Origin of the sequence: Pseudomonas sp. W3I7 (genome assembly GCF_030816095.1) — a bacterium.
Classification (GTDB): Bacteria; Pseudomonadota; Gammaproteobacteria; order Pseudomonadales; family Pseudomonadaceae; genus Aquipseudomonas; species Aquipseudomonas salomonii.
In genome coordinates this window covers 977,572-1,004,331 of sequence record NZ_JAUSXP010000001.1, presented here as the reverse complement: position 1 = coordinate 1,004,331, position 26,760 = coordinate 977,572, and the positions used below count along the sequence as shown (strand labels likewise).

Here is a 26,760-nt window from a genome sequence, read left to right as displayed (position 1 = left end):
CGCTCCTGATTGCTCATTATTCTCGGTAACCTGCCGACAACGTTCTGAATATTCGTGTGGAATCAGGAGTTCCGATGCGCTTACGTCCGTTGTGTCTGTTGGCAGTGTTAATGATCGGGGGGACCGCCCACGCGGAAGAAACCTCAAACACCGGCAGCTCCACGCCCTTGTCCCTGAGTGTCGGCAGCCAGATCACCGAGTTGCAGCAACGCTTGAAAGAAAGCGAACGGCTGCGTGAAGCATTGAGCAAACAACTGCAAAGCACCGAGAATGCCCGTGAAAGCGCTCAACTGAATCGCTTGCGCCAGGAGAACCAACGCCTGGTCCAGCAACTCAAAGAGACACAAGGCGGCGCCTTGAACCGCTGGCTGACCGAACAACAACAGTGGTTTGTTACCGGCGGGGCTGTCGCACTGATCGCCTTGCTGTGCGGGATCTTCGCCAGCGGTGGGCACCGTCGCCGTCGACAATGGCTAAATTGAGTGAGTCATGAGCGAGCTGTTACTGATAGATGATGACCAGGAGCTCTGTGAGCTGCTGACCAGTTGGCTGAGCCAGGAAGGTTTCCAGGTGCGCGCCTGCCACGACGGCTTGAGCGCCCGCAAAGCCCTGGCCGAAGCCTCACCCGCCGCCGTGGTGCTTGACGTGATGCTGCCGGATGGCAGCGGCCTGGAGTTGCTCAAGCAATTGCGCAATGACCACCCGGAGTTACCGGTGGTGATGCTCTCGGCCCGTGGCGAACCGCTGGACCGTATCCTCGGCCTGGAACTGGGTGCCGACGATTACCTGGCCAAGCCCTGCGACCCTCGCGAACTGACTGCGCGCCTGCGCGCCGTGCTGCGCCGCAGCCACCCGGCGGCGGTGTCGACGCAGATGGAGCTGGGCGATTTGTGCTTCAGCCCGGTGCGCGGCGTGGTCAGCATCGACGAGCAGGAGTTCACGCTCACGGTGTCCGAAAGCCGCCTGCTCGAAGCCTTGCTGCGCCAGCCCGGCGAGCCGCTGGACAAGCAGGAACTGGCGCAGATCGCCCTGGGCCGCAAGCTCACTCTGTACGATCGCAGCCTGGACATGCACGTGAGCAACCTGCGCAAAAAGATCGGCCCACACCCGGATGGCCGACCACGGATCGTGGCGCTGCGCAGCCGCGGCTACTACTACAGCCTCTGAACACAACGCTATCCCCTGTGGGAGCGGGCTTGTGTGGGAGCGGGCTTGCTCGCGAAAGCGGTGGGTCAGTCTATGCACATGCTGGCTGACCCACCGCATTCGCAGGCAAGCCAGCTCCCACACTTGATCGCATCACTCCGACAGTTTTGTCAGCTCACACCAAAACCCTCTTTACCCAAGCTTTACCCTCCCCTGACCGCCGCTGACCTTGCACTGGGTAACCTACTCACATCCGGACTCACCGGAATAGAGACAGGAGAATCACCATGCGCAAGACCCTTATCGCTCTGATGTTCGCCGCTGCCCTGCCGACCATCGCCATGGCCGCAGCGCCAGAAGGCCCAGGCCCGATGGGCGGCCCTGAAGGCCATATGATGGGCGGCCCAGGCCACGGCGGTGAACACGGTCCGCGTGGCAAAGGCGGCCCCTTCAGCCAGCTCGACCTGAGCCGCGAACAGCGCGAGCAAATCGGCAAGCTGATGGGCGAACAATGGCACGGCCGCAAAGAGATCGTGCGCAAGTACCTGGACAAACTGCCGGCCGCTGACCAGCAAGCCATGAAAAACGACATGGCCGCCGCCAAGCAGAAAACCCAGGCTGACATCCGTGCCGTGCTCAAACCCGATCAACAGAAGAAATTCGACGAGATCGTCAAGAAGCAAGCCGAGCGCCGCGCCGAGTGGAAGGAATTCCAGGCCTGGAAAGCGCAACAGCCGCAAAAAGCGCAATAATGCTCTAGCGTTACCTCCCCAGCCCAGTGGCTCGCGCCGCTGGGCTTTTCCTGTTTGAGGGTTTCCTGTGCGTTCATTGTTCTGGCGCATCCTGGCCAGTTTCTGGCTGGCCATCGCCTTGGTTGCCGGGCTGTCGATCCTGCTTGGGCACATGCTCAACCAGGACACCTGGATTCTCAGCCGCCATCCCGGCCTCAACAACCTGGCGCAAGAGTGGACGCAACTCTACGAAGCCCAGGGAGAGGACGCCGCCCAGGAGTTGCTGCAACAACGCAAACGCCAGTACCACATCGACGTGCAGGTACTCAACGAAAGCGGCGACCCAGTGGTACGCGGCACCTTCCCGCGCCGTGCCGCCGCCTTCGAAGCCCGCCAGAATGACAACCAGGACAGCCATCTGCCCTGGCGCCGCCTGACCGCCGAGTACACCAGTGAAAAAACCGGTGACACCTACCTGCTGATCTACCGCATCCCCAACCCGGAGCTGGACGCCTGGCACCGCAGCAGCCTGATGTGGCCGTTGAGCGCGCTGGCCATCGCCCTGGTGGTGCTGACGCTGTTCAGCCTGCTGGTGACCTTGTCCATTACCCGCCCACTCAGCCGCCTGCGCGGCGCAGTGCATGACCTGGGCCAGACCACCTATCAGCAAAACAGCCTGGCGCAACTGGCCAACCGCCGCGATGAATTCGGCGTGCTGGCCACCGACTTCAACCGCATGGGCGCACGCCTGCAAAGCCTGATCGGCAGCCAGCGCCAGTTGCTGCGCGATGTGTCCCACGAACTGCGCTCGCCGCTGGCCCGCTTGCGCATCGCCCTGGCCCTGGCCGAACGCGCCGGCTCCGAAGAACGCGAACGCCTGTGGCCGCGCCTGACCCGTGAGTGCGACCGCCTCGAAGCACTCATCAGCGAGATTCTGGTGCTGGCCCGCGTCGACGCCGACAACGCCAGCGCCGAAGAGGTCGACCTCACCCCACTGCTCAGAACCTTACAAAAGGATGCCCAACTCAGTGCGCCGGAACAGGTGGTGCAACTGAGCGCCGAACCCGAGCTGCACCTCAAGGGCTGGCCGACCATGATCGAGCGCGCCGTGGACAACCTGCTGCGTAACGCCCAGCGCTTTAACCCCGTAGGCCAGCCCATCGAGCTAAGCGCCCAGCACCAGGGCGAGCGTATCCTGATCAACGTGCGCGACCACGGCCCCGGCGTTGAAGCCGAACACCTGAGCCAACTGGGCGAGCCGTTTTATCGCGCGCCCGGCCAAGCGGCCCAAGGCCACGGGCTGGGCCTGGCGATTGCCCGCCGCGCCGCCGAACGCCATGGCGGCAGCCTGATCCTGGCCAATCACCCGGACGGTGGTTTTATCGCCAGCATCGACTTGCCATTGGTGCCGGGAGTGGTCACAGCCGTGTGAGGATCTTCTATAGTGGCCCTTCTCTAACGGAGGGCCTTTGATGACTGACCTGCTGACACCCATCCAAGCCGCACTCGATTTACCGCAGACCCCGCTGACGTTCACCGAGGCCGGCGCCCTGCCCTCGACCTTTGCCGTGACCGAACTGGCCAGCGCCAGCCTCGGCGCTGCCGGCCAGGCGGTTGCTCAACTTATCCAGCAACAAACCGGGCGCTTGCCCAGCGTGAGCGTGGACCGGCGCCTCGCTTCCTTCTGGTTCTCCTCCTCGATTCGCCCAGTGGGCTGGCAAGTACCGCCGCTGTGGGACCCGGTGGCCGGCGACTACGCCAGCGCCGACGGCTGGATCCGTTTGCACACCAATGCGCCCCACCACCGTGCTGCCGCCGAGCACGTACTGGGCAAGGTCAATGACCGCGCCGAGATGGCCAGTAAAGTCGCCGCCTGGAACGCCGCCGAACTGGAGCAGGCGCTTGTCGATGCCGGCGGTTGCGCGGCGCAGATGCGCACATGGCAGGCCTGGCAAACCCATCCGCAAGGGCTGGCGGTGAACGCCGAGGCATTGGTGCAGCGCCAGACCTTCGACACCACTGGCGACAAACCGTGGCTCGGCTCGGTGGCACGCCCGCTGGCCGGCATCAAGGTGCTGGACTTGACCCGTGTGTTGGCCGGTCCCGTGGCCAGTCGTTTTCTCGCAGGCCTGGGCGCCGATGTACTGCGCATCGACTCGCCGACCTGGAACGAACCGGGGGTAGTGCCGGAAATGACCCTGGGCAAACGCTGCGCGCGCCTGGACCTTAAAAGTGCCGAAGACCGCCAGGTGTTCGAAAGCCTGCTCAAGGACGCCGACATCCTGTTCCACGGCTACCGCGCCGACGCGCTCGAACAGTTGGGCTACACCGCCACAGAATTACAACACCTTGCCCCCGGCCTGATCGACGTGAGCCTCAACGCCTACGGCTGGAGCGGCCCGTGGCGCAACCGTCGCGGCTTCGACAGCCTGGTGCAGATGAGCAGCGGCATTGCCGACGCCGGCATGGCCTGGAAACAGGCGGATAAACCGGTGCCGTTGCCGTTGCAGGCGCTGGATCATGCGACCGGGTATTTGATGGCGGCCAGTGCCATTCAAGCCTTGAGCGAACGCCTGAAAACCGGCCGTGGTGGTTCGGCGCGCTTGTCATTGGCGCGCACCGCGAAGTTGCTGGTGGAGGCCGGGCAAGTGCCGGAGCAGCCGGCGTTGCGGGCCGAAGAACCGGGCGATCAGGGCTTGGTGGTGGAGCAGACGGCGTGGGGGCAGGCGCATCGTTTGCTGGCGCCGGTGACCATCAGTGGCACGCCGTTGCAGTGGGATTTGCCCGCCGGGGAATTGGGCTCACATCGGGCTCAGTGGTGACTTGAGATCGCTATCGCAGGCAAGCCAGCTCCCACATTTGACTGTGTTCACACTTTCAAGTGTAAGAGCCAGCTCCCACATTTGGCCGCATTCCAAAGGATGTACTCAGTCAAGTGTGGGAGCTGGCTTGCCTGCGATGAGGCCCTGACAGCGGCCCTCAATCCACCCGACTCAACGACGTCCACAAATGCTGCGCCGCATACGCCCTTAAAGGCCGCCACGCCTCAGCTCTGGCCAACAACTGCCGCGCCGACACCGGCGCGCCTTCCAGCGCCGCCAGCGCATTGATCAAGCCAATATCCCCCGACGCAAACGCATCCGGCTCACGCAATTGACGCATGGCGATGTACTGCGCGGTCCAGTCGCCAATTCCCGGCAAGGCTACCAGGCGCGCCACGCCGTCCTTGAGACTGGCCTTGGCTGCAAATAATTGCGGATCATCCAGCAACGCCTGAGCCACACCCGACAAGGTACGGCCCCGCGCCCTGGGCATGCCCAAGGTCGCCAGGTCCGCCGCCGCCAAGACTTCAGGAGCAGGAAACACATGGGTAATACCCGCATGGTGCGTGTGCAGCGGCTGGCCATACTGCGCCACTAATTTACCCGCCAGGCGAATGGCCGCGACCACCGTGATCTGCTGGCCCAGCACCGCACGAATCGCCAGCTCCAAACCATCCCACGTCCCCGGCACGCGCAGGCCGGGGCGCGCAGCCACCAGCTGCGCCATCAACGGGTCGGTGGCCAGTTGCGCATTGATCAACCCAGGTTGGGCATCCAGGTCGAACATGGCCCGCAGGCGCCGCTCGATCTCGGGCAGCGCCGCCGTGTCGGGAAACTCAACGCCCACTTCCAGCCAATCGCCCGCGCCCGGCGCCACGCTGATGCAGCCGTGTTGCCCGCCAATGCTGATGCTGCGCCGATACACGCCGGCCTCCACGGTCTCCAGCCCGGTGATGGCCCGCGCCGATAAAAAAACCAGCATTGCCGCCCAGTCATAGGGCGGCTCATACGCCAATCTCACAACGACAACACCCCGCTATACAGCCCATAAGCCGCCAGCCCCGCGCCCGCGATCACGCAACTGAAAATGCCTTTTTCCATGTGCGTAAACAAGGGCTGGCCCTGTTCGCGCTTGGCCAGGGCAAACAGGATCACGCCGGGCGCATACAGCAGCGCCGAGAGCAGCAGGTACTTCAAGCCACCGGCGTACAGCAGCCAGATGGCATAGCCGAGGGCGATCAGGCCGACCAGCAAATCCTTGTAACGCTGACGCTGGGCACCGGCATAGGTTTCACCGCGCCCGCTCAACAGCACCGCGTAGGCCGCCGACCACAGGTACGGCACCAGGATCATCGACGACGCCAGGTAAATCAGGGTGGTGTAGGTGCTGTGGGAAAACAGCGTGATCACCAGGAACACCTGGATCATCACGTTGGTCAGCCACAGCGCATTGACCGGCACCCGGTTGGGGTTTTCCTTTTTCAGGAAGGCCGGCATGGTTTTGTCATGGGCGGTGGCGTAGAGGATTTCCGCACACAGCAGCGCCCATGACAGCAAGGCGCCGAGCAGTGACACGGCCAACCCGATGCTGATCGCCATCGCGCCCCACGGCCCGACGATATGTTCCAGCACACCTGCCAGTGAAGGGTTTTGCAATTGCGCCAGCTCCGGCTGGCTCATGATGCCCAGGGACAGCACGTTCACCAGCACCAGCAGTGCCAGCACACCCAGAAAGCCGATCACCGTGGCGCGGCCCACGTCCAAGCGCTTCTCGGCGCGCGCCGAATACACGCTGGCGCCCTCGATGCCGATAAACACGAACACAGTCACCAGCATCATGTTGCGCACCTGATCGACCACGCTGCCAAATTGCGGGTTGCCCAGGCCCCAGATATCGCGAGTAAAAATATCCGCCTTGAACGCCACGGCGGCGATCACGATAAACATCAGCAACGGCACGATCTTCGCCACCGTGGTGATCTGGTTGATGAACGCCGCCTCCTTGATGCCACGCAGCACCAGAAAATGCACCGCCCACAGCAGCAGCGAGGCGCAGCCGATGGCGACCGGCGTATTGCCTTGGCCGAACACCGGGAAAAAGTAGCCGAGGGTGCTGAACAGCAACACGAAGTAACCGACGTTGCCCATCCACGCACTGATCCAATAGCCCCAGGCCGACGAAAACCCCATGTAGTCACCGAACCCGGCCTTGGCGTAGGCGTACACGCCGGAGTCCAGTTCGGGTTTGCGATTGGCCAGGGTCTGGAACACAAACGCCAGGGTGAGCATGCCGACGGCGGTGATGGCCCAGCCGATCAGCACGGCGCCCACTTCGGCGCGTGCGGCCATGTTCTGCGGCAAAGAGAAAATCCCGCCGCCGATCATCGAACCCACCACCAAGGCAATCAGTGCGCTGAGACGCAGTTTCTCGGCCGGCTGGGACATGAAAACTCCTGAAATAAAATAGTTTGAGAGAACACGCGCGCACTCAACTAATTAACTCAGCGAGTGTAGCGTTTATTAAAGACCGCGATTAAACCGTGACGCTCATAACGCAATGGCATGACAGTTTATAAATTTTAGGCTTATTTAGAATTTAAATAGAGCAGGCACTTTGCCAGTTTGTGCGAGCGTAGTCAGTTAATTGAGAAAAGTTTGCACATTCGACAAAAAGGGCTAGGGTCAAACGTCCATACCTCCAACTAAATGATTAATCAAAACGCAGGAGCCGCTCTGGAAAGCGCCTTTGCGGGGAAGACTATTGCCTCGGGATTTTACCCTTAAGTCATTAATTCACAATGGAATGTGCCAATGAAGTGATCTGAGTCAGCTGTTTGATTAGCGCACGGAATTATTCTGTGGTCTCTCTTCTCCTGCATTGGAGTCATGCAATGTCTGAAACTCCCGGAAAACTTCGACTCGGCGCCCTGGTTGCGCTGGTCGTGGGCTCAATGATTGGCGGCGGGATCTTCTCACTCCCGCAAAACATGGCCGCCAGCGCCGATGTCGGCGCGGTGTTGATCGGCTGGGTCATTACCGCCATCGGCATGCTCACCCTCGCTTTCGTGTTCCAGACCCTGGCCAACCGCAAGCCTGACCTCGACGGCGGCGTGTACGCCTACGCCAAGGCCGGGTTCGGCGACTACATGGGTTTCTCATCGGCCTGGGGTTACTGGATCAGCGCCTGGCTGGGCAACGTCGGTTACTTCGTGTTGCTGTTCAGCACTCTCGGTTATTTTTTCCCCATTTTCGGCGAAGGCAACACGCCTGCTGCCGTGATTGGCGCGTCAGTGCTGCTGTGGGCCGTGCATTTCCTGGTACTGCGCGGCATCAAGGAAGCCGCCTTCATCAACCTGGTGACCACCGTCGCCAAGGTGGTGCCGCTGGTGCTGTTTGTATTGATCGCGCTGTTCGCGTTCAAGCTGGACATTTTCACCGCTGACATCTGGGGCGTGAAAAACCCCGACCTGGGCAGCGTGATGAACCAGGTGCGCAACATGATGCTGGTCACCGTGTGGGTGTTTATCGGCATCGAAGGCGCGAGCATCTTCTCGTCCCGTGCAGAAAAACGCAGCGACGTCGGCAAGGCCACCGTGATCGGCTTTATCACCGTGCTGCTGTTTCTGATGCTGGTGAACGTGCTGTCCCTGGGCATCATGACCCAACCGGAACTGGCCAAACTGCAGAACCCATCGATGGCTGCCGTGCTGGAGCATGTGGTGGGCCACTGGGGCGCGGTGTTGATCAGCGTCGGCTTGATCATCTCGTTGCTGGGTGCGCTGCTGTCGTGGGTGTTGCTGTGCGCGGAGATCATGTTCGCCGCCGCCAAGGACCACACCATGCCGGAGTTCCTGCGTAAGGAAAACGCCAACCACGTGCCGGTCAATGCCCTGTGGCTGACCAATGCGATGGTTCAGGTTTTCCTGGTAATCACGCTGTTTTCCGCCAGCACTTACCTGTCACTGATCTACCTCGCCACCTCGATGATCCTGGTGCCTTACCTGTGGTCGGCGGCCTACGCGCTGCTGCTGGCGGTGCGCGGCGAGACCTACGAAAACGCTCTGCGCGAGCGCAAGAAAGACCTGTTCATCGGCGCCATCGCCCTGATCTACGCGATCTGGCTGCTCTACGCCGGCGGCACCAAATACCTGCTGCTGTCCGCCCTGCTGTATGCCCCCGGCGCGATCCTGTTCGCCAAGGCCAAGCATGAACTGGGCAAACCGATTTTCACCCACGTCGAGAAGCTGATTTTTGCCGCAGTTGTCATTGGCGCCCTCGTGGCCGCCTATGGCCTCTACGACGGCTTCCTGACTCTGTAATTCTGACTGGAGGATCTGTAATGACCACGGAAAAAGTGAAGTACGGCGTACATTCCGAAGCCGGCAAACTGCGCAAAGTCATGGTGTGCTCCCCAGGTTTGGCCCACCAGCGGCTGACCCCCAACAACTGCGACGAACTGCTGTTCGATGATGTGTTGTGGGTGGCCCAGGCCAAACGCGACCACTTCGACTTCGTGACCAAGATGCGCGAGCGGGACATTGATGTGCTGGAAATGCACAACCTGCTGACCGATATCGTCGCCATCCCAGAAGCGCTGGACTGGATCCTGGAACGCAAGATCACCGCCAATACCGTTGGCCTGGGCCTGGTCGATGAAGTCGGCTCGTGGCTGCGCAGCCTGGAGCCGCGCAAGATCAGCGAGTTCCTGATTGGCGGCGTGTCGGCCGATGACCTGCCGAGCAGCTTTGGTGGCCGAACCATCGAGATGTTCCGCGACTTCCTCGGCCACTCAAGCTTCATCCTGCCGCCGCTGCCCAACACTCAGTTCACCCGCGACACCACCTGCTGGATCTACGGCGGTGTGACGCTCAACCCGATGTACTGGCCGGCGCGACGTCAGGAAACCCTGTTGGCCAGCGCCATCTATAAATTCCACCCCGAGTTCACCAACGCCGACTTCCAGATCTGGTACGGCGACCCCGATCAGGAACACGGCGCAGCCACACTGGAAGGCGGCGACGTGATGCCGATTGGCAATGGCGTGGTGTTGATCGGCATGGGCGAGCGTTCTTCGCACCAGGCGATTGGCCAACTGGCGCGCAACCTATTCAAGAACAAAGCCGTGGAACGCGTGATCGTTGCCGGCCTGCCGAAGTCCCGCGCGGCGATGCACCTGGACACCGTGTTCAGCTTCTGCGACCGCGACCTGGTGACCATCTTCCCCGAAGTGGTCAACCAGATCGTGCCCTTCACCCTGCGTCCGGATGAAAGCAAGCCGCACGGCATCGACATCCAGCGGGAGAAAACCAACTTCCTCGAAACCGTGGCCGCAGCGCTCAACCTCAAGGCACTGCGTGTGGTCGAGACCGGCGGCAACAGCTTCGCCGCCGAGCGTGAGCAATGGGATGACGGCAACAACGTGGTGGCCGTGGAGCCTGGCGTGGTGATCGGTTACGACCGCAACACCTACACCAACACCCTGCTGCGCAAGGCCGGTGTGGAAGTCATCACCATCAGCGCCGGTGAACTGGGCCGCGGCCGTGGCGGTGGCCACTGCATGACCTGCCCGATCATCCGCGACCCAATCGACTATTGATTTTTTGGCCTTGGCCGCTGCTTATCCAGCAGGGGCCAGGGGGATAACCGAAACCTAAGGAGATCCATCATGGCTTTTAATATGCGCAACCGCAGCCTGCTCTCGCTGATGCACCACACTACCCGCGAGCTGAACTACCTGCTGGACCTGTCCCGCGACCTCAAACGCGCCAAGTACACCGGCACCGAGCGTCCGCACCTGCAAGGCAAAAACATCGCGCTGATCTTCGAAAAAACCTCGACTCGCACCCGTTGCGCGTTCGAAGTGGCGGCCCATGACCAGGGCGCCCACGTCACCTATATCGACCCGGTGTCGTCGCAGATCGGCCACAAGGAAAGCATGAAAGACACCGCCCGCGTCTTGGGCCGCATGTTCGATGCCATCGAGTACCGTGGCTTTGAGCAGGAAATCGTTGAAGAGCTGGCCAAGTTCGCCGGTGTGCCGGTGTTCAACGGCCTGACCGCCGAATTCCACCCGACCCAAATGATCGCCGACACCCTGACCATGCGCGAGCACAGCGACAAGCCGCTGCATGACATCAGCTACGCCTACCTGGGCGACGCGCGTTACAACATGGGTAACTCGCTGCTGATGATCGGCGCCAAACTGGGCATGGACGTGCGCATCGGCGCGCCGAAAGCGCTGTGGCCACACGAAGACTTTATCAAGCAGTGCCAAGCCTTTGCCGAGGAAAGCGGCGCACGCATCACCATCACCGAAGACCCGAAAGAAGCCGTCAAAGGCGTGGACTTCATCCATACCGATATCTGGGTGTCGATGGGTGAGCCGGTGGAAGCGTGGGACGAGCGTATCGAGCAACTGCTGCCGTACCAGGTCAACGCCAAGATGATGAAAGCCTCGGGCAACCCGCGCGTGAAGTTCATGCACTGCCTGCCAGCGTTCCATAACAGTGAGACCAAGGTGGGCAAGGACATCGCCGCGCGTTATCCGAACCTGGCCAATGGCGTGGAAGTGACCGAGGAAGTGTTCGAGTCGCCGGCCAACATCGCGTTTGAGCAGGCGGAAAACCGCATGCATACCATCAAGGCGATTCTGGTGTCGGCGCTGGCGGATATTTAACCCTCAACACCGTTCCCACTGTTGAAGCGCGATCAAAACTGTGGGAGCGGGCTTGCTCGCGAATGCGGAGTGTCAGTCAGCACATGTATCAACTGATCCGCCGCTTTCGCGAGCAAGCCCGCTCCCACATTTGGTCCTGTGTTCGCAAAATAGAACTCTAGAAGGACATTTTTATGCGCATCGTCGTAGCCCTGGGCGGCAACGCCCTGCTCCGCCGTGGTGAACCCATGACGGCGGACAACCAACGCGCCAATATCCGCATCGCCACCGAACAGATCGCCAAGATCCACCCCGGCAACGAGCTGGTGATCGCCCACGGCAATGGCCCGCAAGTCGGCCTGCTGTCGTTGCAGGCGGCGGCCTACACCCAGGTTTCGCCCTACCCGCTGGACGTGCTCGGCGCCGAGACCGAAGGCATGATCGGCTACATCATCGAACAGGAACTGGGCAACCTGCTGGACTTCGAGGTGCCGTTCGCCACCTTGCTCACCCAAGTGGAAGTCGACGCCAAGGACCCGGCCTTCCAGAACCCGACCAAGCCGATTGGCCCGGTGTACTCCAAGGCTGAAGCCGAAAAACTTGCGGCTGAAAAAGGCTGGGCCATCGCCCCCGATGGCGATAAATACCGTCGTGTGGTGGCCAGCCCACGCCCCAAACGCATCTTTGAAATCCGCCCGATCAAGTGGCTGCTGGAAAAACGCGCCATTGTGATTTGCGCCGGTGGCGGCGGCATCCCGACAATGTATGGCGAAGACGGCACGCTGCGCGGCATTGAAGCGGTGATCGACAAAGACCTGTGTTCCTCGCTCCTGGCTTCGCAACTGGACGCCGATTTGCTGGTGATCGCCACCGATGTGAATGCGGCTTTTATCGACTTCGGCAAGCCGACCCAGAAGGCTATCGGCCAGGCCCATCCCGATGACATGGAGAAGCTCGGCTTCGCCGCCGGCTCCATGGGGCCGAAGGTACAAGCGGCCTGCGAGTTCGCCCGTCAGACTGGCAAAACTGCCGTCATCGGTTCACTCTCGGACATCGAAGCCATCGTCCAGGGCAGCGCCGGCACGCGTATCAGCACGGCAAAACCTGGCATCACCTACCTGTGAAGTAGAGGAGAAACACCTATGGCCACCTTTGAACCCGGTCACCTGCACATCGAACGTCACGCGCTCAACAAGGATGACTACAGCTACAACCTGTGCATCGACTACGAGGTCAGCCAGGATCCAAAGGAAGGCAAGGGAATGCTCTTCAAACTGCACGGCTCGGTGCAGGACAAGAACCTCAAGGAGGAGTTCTTTTTACCCAAGGACCAGGCCTTCGACTTTGCCCGGCATGCGATGAACATCGCGCAGAAATATGGAATGCCGAAGGTTGCAACGCTTAACGGCTCGATGCACAAGCAGTACGACTTGATGTTTGAGGATGTAAGGCATCAGCTGGATGTGAAGTCCGGCGATCCGGTCAAGCCCGAACACTTGGAGTAACAAGTTTGCACTGACACAACACCATCAATGTGGGAGCGGGCTTGCTCGCGAATGCGGTCTTTCAGTCAATAAATTAAGAGACTGACACACCGCATTCGCGAGCAAGCCCGCTCCCACATTTTGATCTCCATCCGCTCCAAGGCATACTTGCGGCCTCTCGCTCTGCAGATTTGTCGCCATCCCATGCGTATCCACGTCAGCTTCATCGACCGCGTCGGCATTACCCAGGAAGTCCTGGCCTTGCTCGGTGGGCGCAATCTCAACCTGGATGCGGTGGAGATGGTGCCGCCCAACGTGTACATCGACGCGCCGACCCTGAGCGCCGAGGTGCTCGAAGAACTGCGCGATGCGCTGTTCAGCGTGCACGGCGTACAGGCGGTCACCGTGGTGGATATCCTCCCCGGCCAACGCCGCCACCTGCAACTCGACGCGCTGCTGGCGGCCATGACCGACCCGGTGCTGGCCCTGGACAGCGCGGGCAAGATCCTGCTGGCCAACCCGGCGCTGATCGCGCTGTATGGCCGCGAACCGGCGGGCGAAAGCATCAGCGCGTTGTTCAACGACCCGGCGCTGCTGGAGACGTTGCTCGAACAGGGCTTTCGTTTGCCGTTGCGCGAGATCAGCGTCAACGGCCAGACCTTTTTGCTCGACGCCACACCGATCACCGACGCCGGCGCCCTGCTGACCCTGTACCAACCCAATCGCATCGGTGAGCAACTGTCGGCGCTGCATCACGACCATGCCGAAGGGTTTGATGCATTGCTGGGCGAGTCGCCGGTGATCCGCACCCTCAAGGCGCGGGCGCAACGGGTGGCGGCGCTGGATGCGCCGCTGTTGATCCAGGGCGAAACCGGCACCGGCAAAGAGCTGGTCGCGCGCGCCTGCCATGCCATCAGCGCACGCCACAGTGCACCGTTTTTGGCCTTGAACTGTGCGGCGTTGCCGGAGAACCTGGCCGAAAGTGAGTTGTTCGGTTATGCGCCTGGCGCCTTTACCGGCGCGCAGCGTGGTGGCAAGCCCGGGCTGATGGAGCTGGCCAACCAGGGCACGGTGTTCCTTGATGAAATTGGCGAGATGTCGCCGTATTTGCAGGCCAAGCTGCTGCGGTTTCTGAATGACGGCAGCTTTCGCCGGGTGGGCGGCGACCGTGAAGTGAAGGTCAATGTGCGCATCCTCAGCGCCACCCATCGCGACCTGGAAAAAATGGTCAGCGAGGGCACCTTCCGCGAAGACCTGTTTTACCGCCTTAATGTGCTCAACGTCGAAGTGCCGCCACTGCGCGAGCGCGGCCAGGACATTCTGCTGCTGGCCCGCTACTTCATGCAGCAGGCCTGTGCGCAGATCCAGCGCCCGGTGTGTCGGCTGGCGCCCGGCACTTACCCGGCGCTGCTGGGCAACCGCTGGCCGGGTAATGTGCGCCAACTGCAAAACGTGATCTTCCGCGCCGCCGCCATCTGCGAAAGCAGCCTGGTGGACATCGGCGACCTCGACATCGCCGGCACCTCGGTCGCCCGCCAGAGCGACGGCGAAGTCGACAGCCTGGAACAGGCGGTGGAAGACTTCGAGCGCAACCTGCTGGAAACCCTCTACGCCAGCTACCCCTCGACCCGCCAACTGGCGAGCCGCTTGCAAACGTCCCACACGGCGATTGCCCATCGCTTGCGCAAGTACGGCATTCCCAATAAGCCCTGAAAATGTAGAGATCAAAATGTGGGAGCGGGCTTGCTCGCGAATGCGGTGTGCCAGCCAGCTCATTTGTAACTGACCCTCCGCATTCGCGAGCAAGCCCGCTCCCACATGGACAGCGTTCCACATCTAGTCTAGAAACGACATCCGCTGTACTGAAAGCGCTACAGCGTAACGATATCGCTACAACCCTGTTTTTTACGCGCCATGCAAGGCTTTGATCCACATAGGCTTTTTTTGGTGTGCTCAAGTGTAGCGAAATCGCTACAGCTAAAAATCATATCCTCATAACCAAAATAGTTAAGCCGTTGATTTATAACGAGTTAATGACATTGGCCGCAATATTGCTAAGTAACTCCCCATTATTCCAATCCCGTCCACCAGACGAATCTGGCCCTGAGGAGTTTCCATGAGCGAGTTGCGTTTCACTGAAGATCACGAATGGCTGCGCGCCGAAGCCGATGGCAGCGTCACCGTGGGTATCACCGCTTTTGCGCAGAACGCGCTGGGTGATGTGGTTTTCGTGCAACTGCCGGAGTTGCAGGCTTACGACAAGGGCGCCGAAGCCTCCACCGTGGAATCGGTGAAAGCCGCCAGCGGTGTTTACATGCCCTTGGACGGTGAAGTCCTCGAAGTGAATGACAAACTCGATGGCAGCCCCGAACTGGTTAACGAAGACCCGATGGGCGAAGGCTGGTTCTTCCGCTTTAAACCCGCCGACGCCGATGCAGTGGCTAAGCTGTTGGATCAGGATGCGTACGACCGCCTGATCAAAGCCAACGCTGAAGCCTGAGGAGCGCACCATGACCATCAATCTCAGCACCGCCAACGAATTCATCGCCCGCCACATCGGCCCGCGCCAGGAAGATGAGCAGCAGATGCTCGCAAGCCTGGGCTTTGATTCCCTCGAAGCCCTCAGCGCCAGCGTGATCCCGGAAAGCATCAAGGGCACCAGCGTGCTCGGCCTGGAAGACGGCCTGAGCGAAGCCCAGGCCCTGGCCAAGATCAAGGCCATCGCCGGCAAGAACCAGCTGTTCAAGACTTACATCGGCCAGGGCTACTACAACTGCCACACGCCGTCGCCGATCCTGCGCAACCTGCTGGAAAACCCGGCCTGGTACACCGCCTACACCCCGTATCAACCCGAGATTTCCCAAGGCCGCCTGGAAGCGCTGTTGAATTTCCAGACCCTGATCAGTGACCTCACCGGCCTGCCGATTGCCAACGCTTCCTTGCTCGACGAAGCCACCGCCGCCGCCGAAGCCATGACCTTCTGCAAGCGCCTGAGCAAGAACAAGGGCAGCAACGCTTTCTTCGCCTCCGTGCATAGCCACCCACAGACCCTCGACGTGCTGCGCACCCGTGCCGAGCCGTTGGGCATCGACGTGGTGGTGGGCGATGAACGCGAGCTGACCGACGTCAGCGCGTTCTTCGGCGCCCTGCTGCAATACCCGGCCAGCAACGGTGATGTGTTTGATTACCGCGAACTGACCGAGCGTTTCCACGCTGCCAATGCCTTGGTCGCGGTCGCCGCCGACCTGCTGGCCCTGACCCTGCTGACCCCGCCGGGTGAGTTCGGCGCCGACGTGGCCATCGGCAGCGCGCAACGCTTCGGCGTGCCGCTGGGCTTTGGTGGCCCGCACGCGGCGTACTTCTCCACCAAGGATGCGTTCAAGCGCGATATGCCCGGCCGTCTGGTCGGTGTGTCGGTCGACCGTTTCGGCAAGCCGGCCCTGCGCCTGGCCATGCAGACCCGCGAGCAACATATCCGTCGCGAGAAAGCCACCAGCAACATCTGCACCGCGCAGGTACTGTTGGCCAACATCGCCAGCATGTACGCCGTGTACCACGGCCCCAAAGGCCTGACCCGGATCGCCCAGCGCATTCACCAGCTGACCGCGATCCTGGCCAAAGGCTTGACCGCCCTGGGCCTTAAGGTTGAGCAGGCAAACTTCTTCGACACGATCACCCTCAACACGGGCGCCAACACCGCCGCCCTGCACGACAAGGCTCGCGCCCAGCGCATCAACCTGCGTGTAGTCGATGCCGAGCGCGTTGGCCTGTCGGTTGACGAAACCACCACCCAGGCCGATATCGAAGCCTTGTGGGCAATCTTCGCCGACGGCAAGGCGCTGCCCGCCTTTGCTGCGACTGAAAGCACCTTGCCCGCCGCGCTGCTGCGCCAGTCGCCGATCCTCAGCCACCCGGTGTTCAACCGTTACCACTCCGAAACCGAGCTGATGCGCTACCTGCGCAAGCTGGCCGACAAGGACCTGGCGCTGGACCGCACCATGATCCCGCTGGGCTCGTGCACCATGAAACTCAACGCCGCCAGCGAAATGATCCCGGTCACCTGGGCTGAATTCGGTGCCCTGCACCCGTTCGCCCCGGCCGCACAAAGCGCCGGCTACCTGGAGCTGACTTCCGATCTGGAAGCCATGCTCTGCGCGGCCACCGGTTATGACGCGATTTCCTTGCAACCGAACGCCGGTTCCCAAGGTGAATACGCAGGCCTGCTGGCCATCCGCGCTTACCACCAGAGCCGTGGCGAAGAACGCCGCGACATCTGCCTGATCCCATCGTCGGCCCACGGCACCAACCCTGCGACCGCCAACATGGCCGGTATGCGCGTGGTGGTCACCGCCTGCGATGCACGCGGCAACGTCGACATCGAAGACCTGCGCGCCAAGGCCATCGAGCACCGCGAACACCTCGCCGCGCTGATGATCACCTACCCGTCCACCCACGGCGTGTTCGAAGAAGGCATCCGCGAAATCTGCGGGATCATTCATGACAACGGCGGCCAGGTGTACATCGACGGCGCCAACATGAACGCGATGGTCGGCCTGTGCGCACCGGGCAAGTTCGGTGGCGACGTGTCCCACCTTAACCTGCACAAAACCTTCTGCATCCCGCACGGCGGTGGCGGCCCGGGCGTTGGCCCGATTGGGGTTAAATCCCACCTCACGCCATTCCTGCCAGGCCACGCGGCCATGGAGCGCAAGGAAGGCGCGGTATGCGCGGCGCCATTTGGCAGCGCGAGCATCCTGCCGATCACCTGGATGTACATCAGCATGATGGGCGGCGCGGGCCTCAAGCGCGCCTCGCAGCTGGCGATCCTGAACGCCAACTACATTTCCCGTCGTCTCGAAGAGCATTACCCCGTGCTCTACACCGGCAGCAACGGCCTGGTGGCGCACGAATGCATCCTCGACCTGCGCCCATTGAAAGACAGCAGCGGCATCAGCGTGGATGACGTGGCCAAGCGCCTGATCGACTTTGGCTTCCATGCGCCGACCATGTCGTTCCCGGTGGCGGGCACCTTGATGATCGAGCCGACCGAAAGCGAATCCAAGGAAGAACTGGACCGCTTCTGTGACGCCATGATTGCCATTCGCGAGGAAATTCGCGCAGTGGAAAACGGCACCTTGGACAAGGACGACAACCCACTGAAAAACGCCCCGCACACGGCGGCTGAAATCGTCGGTGAATGGAGCCACCCGTACAGCCGTGAACAGGCGGTGTACCCGGTGGCGTCCTTGATCGAAGGCAAATACTGGCCGCCGGTTGGCCGCGTCGACAACGTGTTTGGCGACCGTAACCTGGTGTGTGCGTGCCCATCGATCGAGAGCTACGCGTAACCTGACTGACTGAACACGGTCAATGTGGGAGCTGGCTTTTGTGGGAGCTGGCTTGCCTGCGATGCAGGCACCTCGGTCTATCAGGTAGACCAGGGTGATGCTATCGCAGGCAAGCCAGCTCCCACACAAGCCCGGTTGCTACATTGACCGAGCCAGCCTTCAAAAATAATAAGAAACCGGAGAACAACCATGTCCCTTAGCGTGTTCGACCTGTTCAAGATTGGCATCGGCCCCTCCAGCTCCCACACCGTCGGCCCGATGCGTGCGGCGGCTCGATTCGTCGAAGGCCTCAAGCGTGACAACCTGCTGAACACCACCAGCGGCATCAAGGTGGAACTCTATGGCTCACTGGGCGCCACCGGCAAAGGCCACGGCAGCGACAAGGCCGTGTTGCTGGGCCTGGAAGGCGAACACCCGGACACCGTGAATACCGAAACCGTCGCCGCACGCCTTGCGCAAATGCGCAGTGACGGTCGCTTGAACCTGCTCGGCGAACACGGCATTGCGTTCAACGAGAAAGAACACCTGGCGATGATTCGCAAGCCTCTCGCCTACCACCCCAATGGCATGATTTTTCGCGCCTTCGACGCCGCCGGGATCCAGATCCGCAGCCGCGAGTATTACTCGGTCGGCGGTGGGTTTGTGGTGGATGAAGACGCCGCCGGTGCTGACCGGATTGTCGAAGACACCACGCCGCTGACCTTTCCTTTCAAGCACGCCAAGGATTTGCTCGGCCATTGCGCCACCTACGGGCTGTCCATCAGCCAGGTGATGCTGACCAATGAAAGCGCCTGGCGCCCGGAGGCGGAAACCCGCGCCGGTTTGCTGAACATCTGGCAGGTGATGCAGGACTGCGTGGATGCCGGGTGTCGCAACGAAGGTATCTTGCCCGGTGGCTTGAAGGTCAAGCGCCGTGCGGCGGCGCTGCATCGGCAGCTGTGCAAGAACCCGGAGTCGGCGCTGCGTGACCCGTTGTCGGTACTCGACTGGGTCAACCTGTATGCGCTGGCGGTCAACGAAGAAAACGCCAACGGCGGGCGCGTGGTCACCGCGCCCACCAACGGTGCGGCCGGGATCGTGCCGGCGGTGCTGCATTACTACATGCGCTTTATCCCCGGTGCGAACGAGGACGGCGTGGTGCGCTTTCTGCTCACCGCCGCCGCCATCGGAATTTTGTACAAGGAAAACGCCTCGATTTCCGGCGCCGAAGTCGGCTGCCAAGGCGAAGTCGGCGTGGCCTGTTCCATGGCTGCCGGTGCTTTGTGCGAAGTGTTGGGCGGCAGCGTGTCCCAAGTGGAAAACGCCGCCGAAATCGGCATGGAACACAACCTCGGCCTGACCTGCGACCCGATTGGCGGGCTGGTGCAGGTGCCGTGCATCGAGCGCAATGCCATGGGCTCGGTCAAGGCGATCAATGCGGTGCGCATGGCTTTGCGTGGCGACGGGCAGCACTTCGTCTCACTCGACAAGGTCATCCGCACCATGCGCCAGACCGGCGCCGATATGAAAAGCAAATACAAGGAAACCGCCCGTGGCGGTTTGGCCGTCAACATTATCGAGTGCTGACGCCCACCCGCGCGTCCGCACGTTTTTCAGGAGCTGAACATGTCCACCGAAACCCTGTTGAAAACCCCATTGCACGCCCTGCACATCGAGTTGGGCGCGCGCATGGTGCCCTTCGCCGGCTACGACATGCCGGTGCAATACCCGCTGGGCGTGATGAAGGAACACCTGCACACCCGTGATCAAGCCGGGTTGTTCGACGTGTCCCACATGGGCCAGATCCGCCTGACCGGCGCGAATGCCGCCAAGGCCCTGGAAACCCTGGTGCCGGTCGACATTATCGACCTGCCAGTCGGCATGCAGCGCTACGCTATGTTCACCAATGACCAGGGCGGCATCCTTGACGACCTGATGGTGGCCAACCTGGGCAACGACGAACTGTTCCTGGTGGTCAACGCGGCCTGCAAGGATCAGGACCTGGCCCACCTGCGCAAACACATTGGCGAGCAGTGCAGCATCGAACCGTTGTTCGAAGAGCGCGCCCTGCTGGCCCTGCAAGGCCCGGCGGCAGTGAAAGTGCTGGCGCGCCTGGCGCCGGAAGTGACCAAGATGACCTTCATGCAGTTCGCCACCCTGCGCCTGCTGGGCGTGGACTGCTACGTGAGCCGCTCGGGCTACACCGGCGAAGACGGTTTTGAGATTTCCGTACCGGCGGCCAATGCCGAGAGCCTGGCGCGCAGCCTGCTCGCCGAGGCCGAAGTACAAGCCATTGGCCTGGGCGCCCGCGATTCCCTGCGCCTGGAAGCCGGCCTGTGCCTCTACGGGCATGACATGAACACCGAGACCACGCCGATTGAAGCCAGCCTGCTGTGGGCGATCTCCAAGGCCCGTCGTGCCGATGGCGCACGTGCCGGCGGCTTCCCCGGCGCCGACCGCATCTTCACCCAGCAGCAAGCCGGTGTAACCCGCAAGCGCGTTGGCCTGTTGCCACAGGAACGGACCCCGGTGCGCGAAGGTGCAGAAATCGTCGATGAGCACGGCACGGTGATCGGCAGCGTGTGCAGCGGCGGCTTTGGTCCGACCTTGGGCGGGCCGCTGGCCATGGGTTACCTGGACAGCGCATTTATCGCACTGGACACCGAAGTGTCTGCGTTGGTACGTGGGAAAAAGGTGCCACTGCGTGTAAGTAAAATGCCATTTGTACCGCAACGTTACTACCGTGGCTGATTGACTGTTCCAATAAGTAACGCGGTTGCGTTAACGCGCACTAATTTGTAACGCAACCGCCATAAAAGAGTGCATTGACGATAGTCATTTTATAGACACCGACCTATAACAAGTGAATTACGCTATCGAATATGTGGGATCCACTTTTAGTCAACGAAGTGTCATATGGCCGAGCAAAACCTGGGGATTTGCGGGGCTTGTTTTTTCTGTATTAGTTGACGTAAAGTTTAGCCACTGTGTTTGCATGGGTCGCTTGGAACCTGACCTGGGCAGTAGCTAAAGTAGTTGCTACAACCCGTTCGACGTCTCTTACTTTCCTGCAACCCAGCCCAGTACTCTTTCAGGTGAAAGGGGCTGTCATTAATTTTTAGCGTCAAAGGAAATAAGAAATGTCGAATCGTCAGAGCGGTACCGTCAAGTGGTTTAACGACGAGAAAGGGTTTGGTTTTATCACTCCAGAAAGCGGTCCGGATCTGTTCGTGCATTTCCGCGCTATTCAGGGCAACGGCTTCAAGAGCCTCAAAGAAGGCCAGAAAGTCAGCTTCATTGCCGTGCAAGGCCAGAAAGGCATGCAGGCTGACGAAGTACAAGCAGAAGGCTGATCCTTACTGCGACAAAAAGCCCCTGATGGTGACATCAGGGGCTTTTTTATGTGCGTTTGCTCGTAAAATGGCTTTTTTCTCAAGAGAGACGGCCATGCCCAAACCTTTGTTGAGCCCCCAAGGCGAATTTCCCGCCGTTGGCCTGGGCCGTCGTCTGGCAGCGATGTTCTATGACTTCCTGTTGTGCACTGCCCTGCTGATCGTCACCGCGTTTATCTACAAGCTGGTGTGGATGGCGTTTATCGGCGAAGCCAGGATGCGTACGCTCACCGAATCCGGCGCGCTGGACGGCGACCCGCTGCTGTCAACGATTCTGTTTTTTGTGCTGTTTGGTTTCTTCGCCAAGTTCTGGACCCATTCCGGGCAGACATTGGGCATGCAGGTATGGGGCGTACGCGTGCAGAACGCCGACGGCTCGCGCATCAGCCTGTGGCAGGCGCTGCTGCGGTTTGTGGTAGCGATTGCGTCGTGGTTGTGCGTGGGGCTGGGGTTTGTCTGGACGCTGTTTGATAAGCGCAAGCGCAGCTGGCATGACATCTACTCGGATACGCAGTTGGTGCGGATTCCCAAGCAGAAAAAGTAAACCCAAGAACACTAGAGATCACGTGTGGGAGCTGGCTTGCCTGCGATGGCGGCCTATCAGTCAATATTGCTGTGACTGAACGACCGCTATCGCAGGCAAGCCAGCTCCCACATTGTGTTATGTGTTCAACTTCAGGTCAGGCGTTACCCGCCAGTTTCAAGCGCGCAGCCTGGGTAAAGTCCAGCATGCGCTTGAGCGGGCGTACGGCGTGGGGGATCACCGAGGGCTCGACGAAGATCTCATTACTGCCCTCACGCAAACATTGCAGTGTGCGCTCCAGCGTATTCATCGCCATCCACGGGCAATGCGCACAACTGCGGCAGGCTGCGCCGTTGCCGGCGGTCGGTGCCTCAACGAAGACTTTATCCGGGCACAACTGCTGCATCTTGTAGAAGATGCCGCGGTCGGTGGCCACGATGAAGGTCTTGTTCGGCAAGCGCTGGGCCGCGGCAATCAGTTGGCTGGTGGAACCCACCGCGTCCGCCAGCTCAATCACCGCCGTCGGCGACTCCGGGTGCACCAGGATCGCGGCGTCCGGGTACAGCGCCTTCATGTCTTCGAGTTGCTTGGACTTGAACTCTTCGTGGACGATGCACGCGCCGTCCCACAGCAACATGTCTGCGCCGGTCTGGCGCTGAATGTAAGTACCCAGGTGCTTGTCCGGGCCCCAGATAATCGTCTCGCCGTTGTCCATCAGGCTTTCGACGATTTCCAGCGCACAGCTGGAGGTCACCACCCAGTCGGCCCGGGCTTTGACCGCCGCCGAGGTGTTGGCGTACACCACCACCGTGCGCTCGGGGTGCTGGTCGCAGAACGCCGAGAACTCATCCACCGGGCAGCCCAGGTCCAGGGAGCAGGTGGCTTCCAGGGTGGGCATGAGGATGCGTTTTTCGGGGGTAAGGATTTTGGCGGTCTCGCCCATGAAACGCACGCCGGCGACCAACACCGTCTTGGCCGGGTGGGCCGCGCCGAAGCGGGCCATCTCCAGGGAGTCGGACACGCAGCCACCGGTTTCTTCGGCCAGGGCCTGAATCACCGGGTCGCAATAGAAGTGCGCAACCAGCACCGCGTCCTGAGCCTTGAGCTCGGCGGCGATGGCGCTGCGCAGGCTCGCCTCTTCATCGGCACTCAGCGCCTTGGGCTGCTTGGCGTCGAGGTGGGCTTGTACCAGTAGGCGTTCGGAAATTTGCGTCATGTTCGCAAGACCTGCAAGCGCAGTAAGCGCGAAAGTCGAGTGTACCACCGGCTCTGGAGCCCTTCGGGCGCCGCCGGACGAAGTGATTGTGTTCATCAAGCACGGGTAAAGCTGCGCAAGGCTACAGAATATCGAATCGATTCAAAAGCCTAATCTGGGATGGCGCGGTACGCCAATCGGGCAAAAAAACGGGAAGGCTCATCACTGAGCCTTCCCGTTTTGATCACGCCGAGTGTCAGCGCATCAATACATCCGGGTCGTCCTGCAACATGACAGAGTCATGCATCTGCGCCAGGGCATTTTTCAACGTCGACTGCTCCAGCGCATCCTTGGACTTTTTGCTTTCCTTGGCCGCGTGCTCAAGCAGCGTCAGGTAATCGCGTTTGGATGAACCTTCCTTGGGCACCACGCTGTCTTCCACCAGGTTGGCCATCACATATTTTTGCGTGTGGGTGTTCTGGGACGCCGACTGGCTGACCGAGGCATGGGTCAACTGGCCGTCTTTATAGGCAAAGCTCGCGGTGCTGCTGGCCTTGTCCAGGACTTGCACATACAGGTAATTCTGCGATTCACGGCTGCCGTCGAAGATCGGAGGTTTGCCGCCGTCGAGGCCTTTGTGGAAGTTCGCCGACAGCAGCGACTGCTGATGCTGGGTGACGCTACGGTCCGCAGTGCTGCGGCCATTGACCTGGGTTTTCTGTGACACGTTGTAGGAAAAGCTGTCGACCTCTGAAGGGCGCATCGGATTGGAGGCGTCGACGCCCTGCTTGATCGAGGCCTTGAAGTCCGCCAGGCCGTTCAACAAGCCTTTGTCAGTCGGGTTATGGGTCAAGGCATTCGAAACGGAGGCGTTGGGCGGGTAGTTGCTGTTAATGGCGCTGAAGGCGTCCTTGAACATGGCCATGAAGTCCGCATTCGCACTGCCGCGTTTTTCCACCCGGTCGAACTGGGCCAGGTAGGTTTTCAGCGCCTTGGCCTGCTGCTTGGCATCGCCGAAGATCGCGGTGTTTTTCAGGTCTACCGCCAGGTCAATTTCGCCTGCCGGGCCACTCATGCGTGTGGTGCGGCTTTGGCTGTCGGCGTGGAAGGCCAGGCTCAGGTCTTCACCGTTGGCGGCCTTGACCTTGGCATTGAGGTCGACCGAGGCCAGCAGTTGCGTATCGAACTGGGTCAGTTTGCTCAGGTCAAGTTTGGGTGGCACAGCGGTCAGCCCGTCGACCGAGGCCTGGAACGCCGCGCCCAACTGGCCGACGGCCTTGAGTTCATCCGCGCTCAAGTCACCGCCGTCCACGGTGGCCTGCACGCCCAGGCCATCTTTCTGGCTGGACAGGCTGAAGGTCACGGTCTTGCCGCTGGCGGTCTTGATGCTCAGGCTGATCTGGTTGTCGGCCTGGCTGTGCAGCACCGCTTGATCGGCCTTTAGGGCGCCCGCATCGCCGGCGCGATCAACCGTGATGTTGAGCACTGACTGGGAGATCCCGGCGCCGCCGCCTTGGGTGAACTGCGCCACCAGCGCGGCGCCCAAGCCACTGTAGCGACTGGCCGTGGAGACCGAATTGAAGCGGCTATTGATGGCCTTGGTCACCGCATCCTGGTTGTTGTTCTCCCAGGCCCGCACGCTTTCCTGGCCTGGCAACAGTCCGTTTTTGGAGTAGATGTCGACGGCATCGGCCAGCGGGTTACCGAGGCTGACCACCGAGGATGGCCTGGCCGGTGAGACGTCGAGGGTGTTCGCAAGCGTCGCCGGCGGTGTGGTCGCGGCAGTACGCACAATGAGGGGATTGGTCGCGATGATCGGCGAGAGCGTAGTCATGACAGTCCATGTCTTAAAAGCTGATTAGACTTCAATCTAACCAAGACACAGCGTGATTGACAGCCCGCAAGCCGAAATAACTGGCAAAGAGCCATGCCAAAAAACTGGCTCTTTGCGTGGTGGCGCGGGTTAGAAGCGGTAAGTCACCGAACCGCCGAACCCATTGGCGCTGTTTTCATACTTGGCGTCGTAGGTGAGCGCCAGCTGAGGGTTGTTGTCACGCACCTTGATCGGCTCCTCCTTGAGGTAGGAATAGGCCACGTCGAAGGTCAGGTTGTCGACGGGCGTCCAACCGGCACCCAGGCTGAAGACCGTGCGGTCGCCGGTCGGAATGCGCACCGAACGGTCGGTGTTGTTGGTCGGCGTCTGGTCTACCGAGAAGCCGGTACGCAGCACCAACTGCTTGTTGAGCTGGTACGACAGGCCGATCGCGTGGGACCAGGTGTCATGCCAATGCTCCTCTTCGGTAATGGACCCCAGGCCGGCCAGCTCGGCGGTAATCTCAGATACGCCGGCGTTGTTGACGGTAATCTTCTTCAACTGGCTCCAGCGCGTGTAGGTGCTGCCCACGTACAGGGTCAGGGCGTCGGTCAGCTGGTGCGTGACCGAGAAGTCCACGGACGACGGCGTGGTGACGTTCAGCTTGGCGTCATACTTCTGCGCCCCGCCATCGAGCACATCGGAAAGCACGCCCGAGGCGTTGGTATGGCCGCTCAGGTGATAAACCACTTGCGAGTGGTAGGTGACGCCGACGCGGGTGCTGTCCAGGGCCTGCACCAGGATACCGGCGTTGAAGCCCATCGCGGTGTCGTCACCCTTGATCTTGGCCGTCTCGGTGCCCAAGCCAAACGCCGGGACTTTGGAATCCAGCTCGCCGCTGATTTTGTTGAAGGTCGGGCCGAAACCCACCGAGACCTTGTCGTTGAACGCATAGCTGACCGTCGGCTGTGCGGTGATGACCTGAATCTTGCTCTTGTTACCAAAGCCATTGCCCTGGAAACCGTGTTCATAGTCGGTCACCAGGCCAAACGGCGCGTAGATCCCCAAGCCAAAGGCCCAGTGCTCATCAATCGGCGTCACCAGGTAACCCATCGGCACGGCAATGCCAGGGACCATGTCGCCTTTGTTGGTGCCAGGGTTGTCGACACCGCCTTGAGAGGAGCTGGCGTCCTTGATGTTGGTTTTGGCATCCAGGTAGGTCGCGCCGATGCTGACTTCATTGTGCTTGATGCGCGACATGCCGGCCGGGTTACCGAACACCGTGCTGGCGTCATCCGCCGAGGAAGAACGGCCGGCGTAGCCTGTACCCATTGAGCTGACACTTTGCTCGTTGAGGGCGAAGCCACCGGCAAACAGCTGTGTGGAGGCGAGCGAAATGGAGAGCGCCAGGGCGCTTTTAAGAGTTTTGTTATTCATTATTAGGACTCGAATTATTGGGCAGCGCTGGGGAAACTACCAACGTTCGAGCGGGGCGTTTATGAAGGTTTTTTCATGCATTGGATTGTCGGACAATCTTAGGATTTTCAAGGACTTTGCCTGATTTTCCGTGTCCTTTTATGACTTTTCAACCTGATCGTGACTGCCCGGTTTCACTCGTCACAGTGCGCTCTCACCTTTGACCGTCAATGCCTTAACCGCACGGCATACCCCA

Annotated in this window: 22 protein-coding genes; 17 read left to right on the top strand and 5 right to left on the bottom strand. The window is 60.8% G+C overall.

Annotation, left to right across the window (positions count from 1 at the left end; all coding sequences use genetic code 11):
- Positions 1-74: 74 nt before the first annotated feature.
- The 5 genes from QF043_RS04705 to QF043_RS04685 all read left to right on the top strand — a co-directional run bounded on the left by QF043_RS04705 (position 75) and on the right by QF043_RS04685 (position 4,699).
- Positions 75-482, top strand: coding sequence for a translation initiation factor 2 (locus QF043_RS04705; RefSeq protein WP_307417659.1), 408 nt, complete (start codon positions 75-77; stop codon positions 480-482).
- A 7-nt stretch (positions 483-489) separates the two neighbouring features.
- Complete coding sequence (locus QF043_RS04700) at positions 490-1,167, top strand: response regulator transcription factor (protein WP_099486465.1); 678 nt, start codon at positions 490-492, stop codon at positions 1,165-1,167.
- A 266-nt stretch (positions 1,168-1,433) separates the two neighbouring features.
- Positions 1,434-1,898 carry an LTXXQ domain protein gene (locus QF043_RS04695; protein WP_056858600.1) on the top strand — a complete coding sequence of 155 codons (465 nt, stop codon included), beginning with the start codon at positions 1,434-1,436 and terminating at the stop codon, positions 1,896-1,898.
- A gap of 67 nt (positions 1,899-1,965) precedes the next feature.
- The gene (locus QF043_RS04690) at positions 1,966-3,309 is read left to right on the top strand and encodes a HAMP domain-containing sensor histidine kinase (RefSeq protein ID WP_307417657.1); all 1,344 of its coding nucleotides are present in this window, start codon (positions 1,966-1,968) and stop codon (positions 3,307-3,309) included.
- A 40-nt stretch (positions 3,310-3,349) separates the two neighbouring features.
- Positions 3,350-4,699 carry a CoA transferase gene (locus tag QF043_RS04685; RefSeq protein WP_307417656.1) on the top strand — a complete coding sequence of 450 codons (1,350 nt, stop codon included), beginning with the start codon at positions 3,350-3,352 and terminating at the stop codon, positions 4,697-4,699.
- Between the two features lie 157 nt (positions 4,700-4,856).
- On the opposite strand, the gene QF043_RS04680 is transcribed toward QF043_RS04685, so the two are convergent.
- Both QF043_RS04680 and arcD (QF043_RS04675) read right to left on the bottom strand, forming a co-directional pair.
- The gene (locus QF043_RS04680; RefSeq protein WP_307417654.1) at positions 4,857-5,720 is read right to left on the bottom strand and encodes a DNA-3-methyladenine glycosylase; all 864 of its coding nucleotides are present in this window, start codon (positions 5,718-5,720) and stop codon (positions 4,857-4,859) included.
- Entirely contained in the window at positions 5,717-7,144 is a 1,428-nt protein-coding gene (arcD, locus tag QF043_RS04675) for an arginine-ornithine antiporter (RefSeq protein ID WP_307417653.1), read from the bottom strand. Before arcD (QF043_RS04675) ends, QF043_RS04680 begins: the two co-directional genes overlap by 4 nt.
- A gap of 446 nt (positions 7,145-7,590) precedes the next feature.
- On the opposite strand from arcD (QF043_RS04675), the gene arcD (QF043_RS04670) reads away from it, so the two are divergent.
- The 12 genes from arcD (QF043_RS04670) (at position 7,591) to QF043_RS04615 (ending at position 22,101) form a co-directional block, all read left to right on the top strand.
- Positions 7,591-9,018 carry an arginine-ornithine antiporter gene (arcD, locus tag QF043_RS04670; protein WP_307417652.1) on the top strand — a complete coding sequence of 476 codons (1,428 nt, stop codon included), beginning with the start codon at positions 7,591-7,593 and terminating at the stop codon, positions 9,016-9,018.
- 20 nt (positions 9,019-9,038) lie between these two features.
- On the top strand, positions 9,039-10,295 hold the full coding sequence (arcA, locus tag QF043_RS04665) for an arginine deiminase (protein WP_058422253.1): 1,257 nt from the start codon (positions 9,039-9,041) through the stop codon (positions 10,293-10,295).
- A gap of 69 nt (positions 10,296-10,364) precedes the next feature.
- On the top strand, positions 10,365-11,375 hold the full coding sequence (locus tag QF043_RS04660) for an ornithine carbamoyltransferase (RefSeq protein ID WP_015885593.1): 1,011 nt from the start codon (positions 10,365-10,367) through the stop codon (positions 11,373-11,375).
- Positions 11,376-11,548: 173 nt separating this feature from the next.
- Entirely contained in the window at positions 11,549-12,478 is a 930-nt protein-coding gene (gene arcC / locus QF043_RS04655) for a carbamate kinase (RefSeq protein ID WP_058422252.1), read from the top strand.
- Positions 12,479-12,496: 18 nt separating this feature from the next.
- A complete protein-coding gene (locus QF043_RS04650) occupies positions 12,497-12,859 on the top strand; it encodes a DUF5064 family protein (protein WP_307417651.1) in 363 nt (120 codons plus the stop codon).
- 183 nt (positions 12,860-13,042) lie between these two features.
- The gene (locus QF043_RS04645) at positions 13,043-14,551 is read left to right on the top strand and encodes a sigma-54-dependent transcriptional regulator (protein WP_305455253.1); all 1,509 of its coding nucleotides are present in this window, start codon (positions 13,043-13,045) and stop codon (positions 14,549-14,551) included.
- Positions 14,552-14,954: 403 nt separating this feature from the next.
- The gene (gene gcvH, locus QF043_RS04640; protein WP_005790845.1) at positions 14,955-15,338 is read left to right on the top strand and encodes a glycine cleavage system protein GcvH; all 384 of its coding nucleotides are present in this window, start codon (positions 14,955-14,957) and stop codon (positions 15,336-15,338) included.
- Between the two features lie 10 nt (positions 15,339-15,348).
- A complete protein-coding gene (gene gcvP / locus QF043_RS04635) occupies positions 15,349-18,186 on the top strand; it encodes an aminomethyl-transferring glycine dehydrogenase (protein WP_305455256.1) in 2,838 nt (945 codons plus the stop codon).
- Between the two features lie 189 nt (positions 18,187-18,375).
- Positions 18,376-19,752 carry an L-serine ammonia-lyase gene (locus QF043_RS04630; RefSeq protein WP_307417650.1) on the top strand — a complete coding sequence of 459 codons (1,377 nt, stop codon included), beginning with the start codon at positions 18,376-18,378 and terminating at the stop codon, positions 19,750-19,752.
- A 39-nt stretch (positions 19,753-19,791) separates the two neighbouring features.
- Positions 19,792-20,916 carry a glycine cleavage system aminomethyltransferase GcvT gene (gene gcvT, locus QF043_RS04625; RefSeq protein ID WP_307417649.1) on the top strand — a complete coding sequence of 375 codons (1,125 nt, stop codon included), beginning with the start codon at positions 19,792-19,794 and terminating at the stop codon, positions 20,914-20,916.
- Positions 20,917-21,305: 389 nt separating this feature from the next.
- Positions 21,306-21,518, top strand: coding sequence for a cold-shock protein (locus tag QF043_RS04620; RefSeq protein WP_017139143.1), 213 nt, complete (start codon positions 21,306-21,308; stop codon positions 21,516-21,518).
- 94 nt (positions 21,519-21,612) lie between these two features.
- Entirely contained in the window at positions 21,613-22,101 is a 489-nt protein-coding gene (locus QF043_RS04615) for an RDD family protein (RefSeq protein WP_307417648.1), read from the top strand.
- Positions 22,102-22,237: 136 nt separating this feature from the next.
- On the opposite strand, the gene nadA is transcribed toward QF043_RS04615, so the two are convergent.
- The 3 genes from nadA to QF043_RS04600 all read right to left on the bottom strand — a co-directional run bounded on the left by nadA (position 22,238) and on the right by QF043_RS04600 (position 26,525).
- Positions 22,238-23,296: a quinolinate synthase NadA gene (gene nadA, locus QF043_RS04610; protein ID WP_056858584.1), complete on the bottom strand. Its 1,059-nt coding sequence runs from the start codon at positions 23,294-23,296 to the stop codon at positions 22,238-22,240.
- Positions 23,297-23,531: 235 nt separating this feature from the next.
- Positions 23,532-24,971, bottom strand: a complete 1,440-nt coding sequence (locus QF043_RS04605) for a lactate dehydrogenase (RefSeq protein WP_373460774.1) — start codon at positions 24,969-24,971, stop codon at positions 23,532-23,534.
- Between the two features lie 267 nt (positions 24,972-25,238).
- A complete protein-coding gene (locus tag QF043_RS04600; protein ID WP_307417646.1) occupies positions 25,239-26,525 on the bottom strand; it encodes an OmpP1/FadL family transporter in 1,287 nt (428 codons plus the stop codon).
- Positions 26,526-26,760 lie beyond the last annotated feature (235 nt).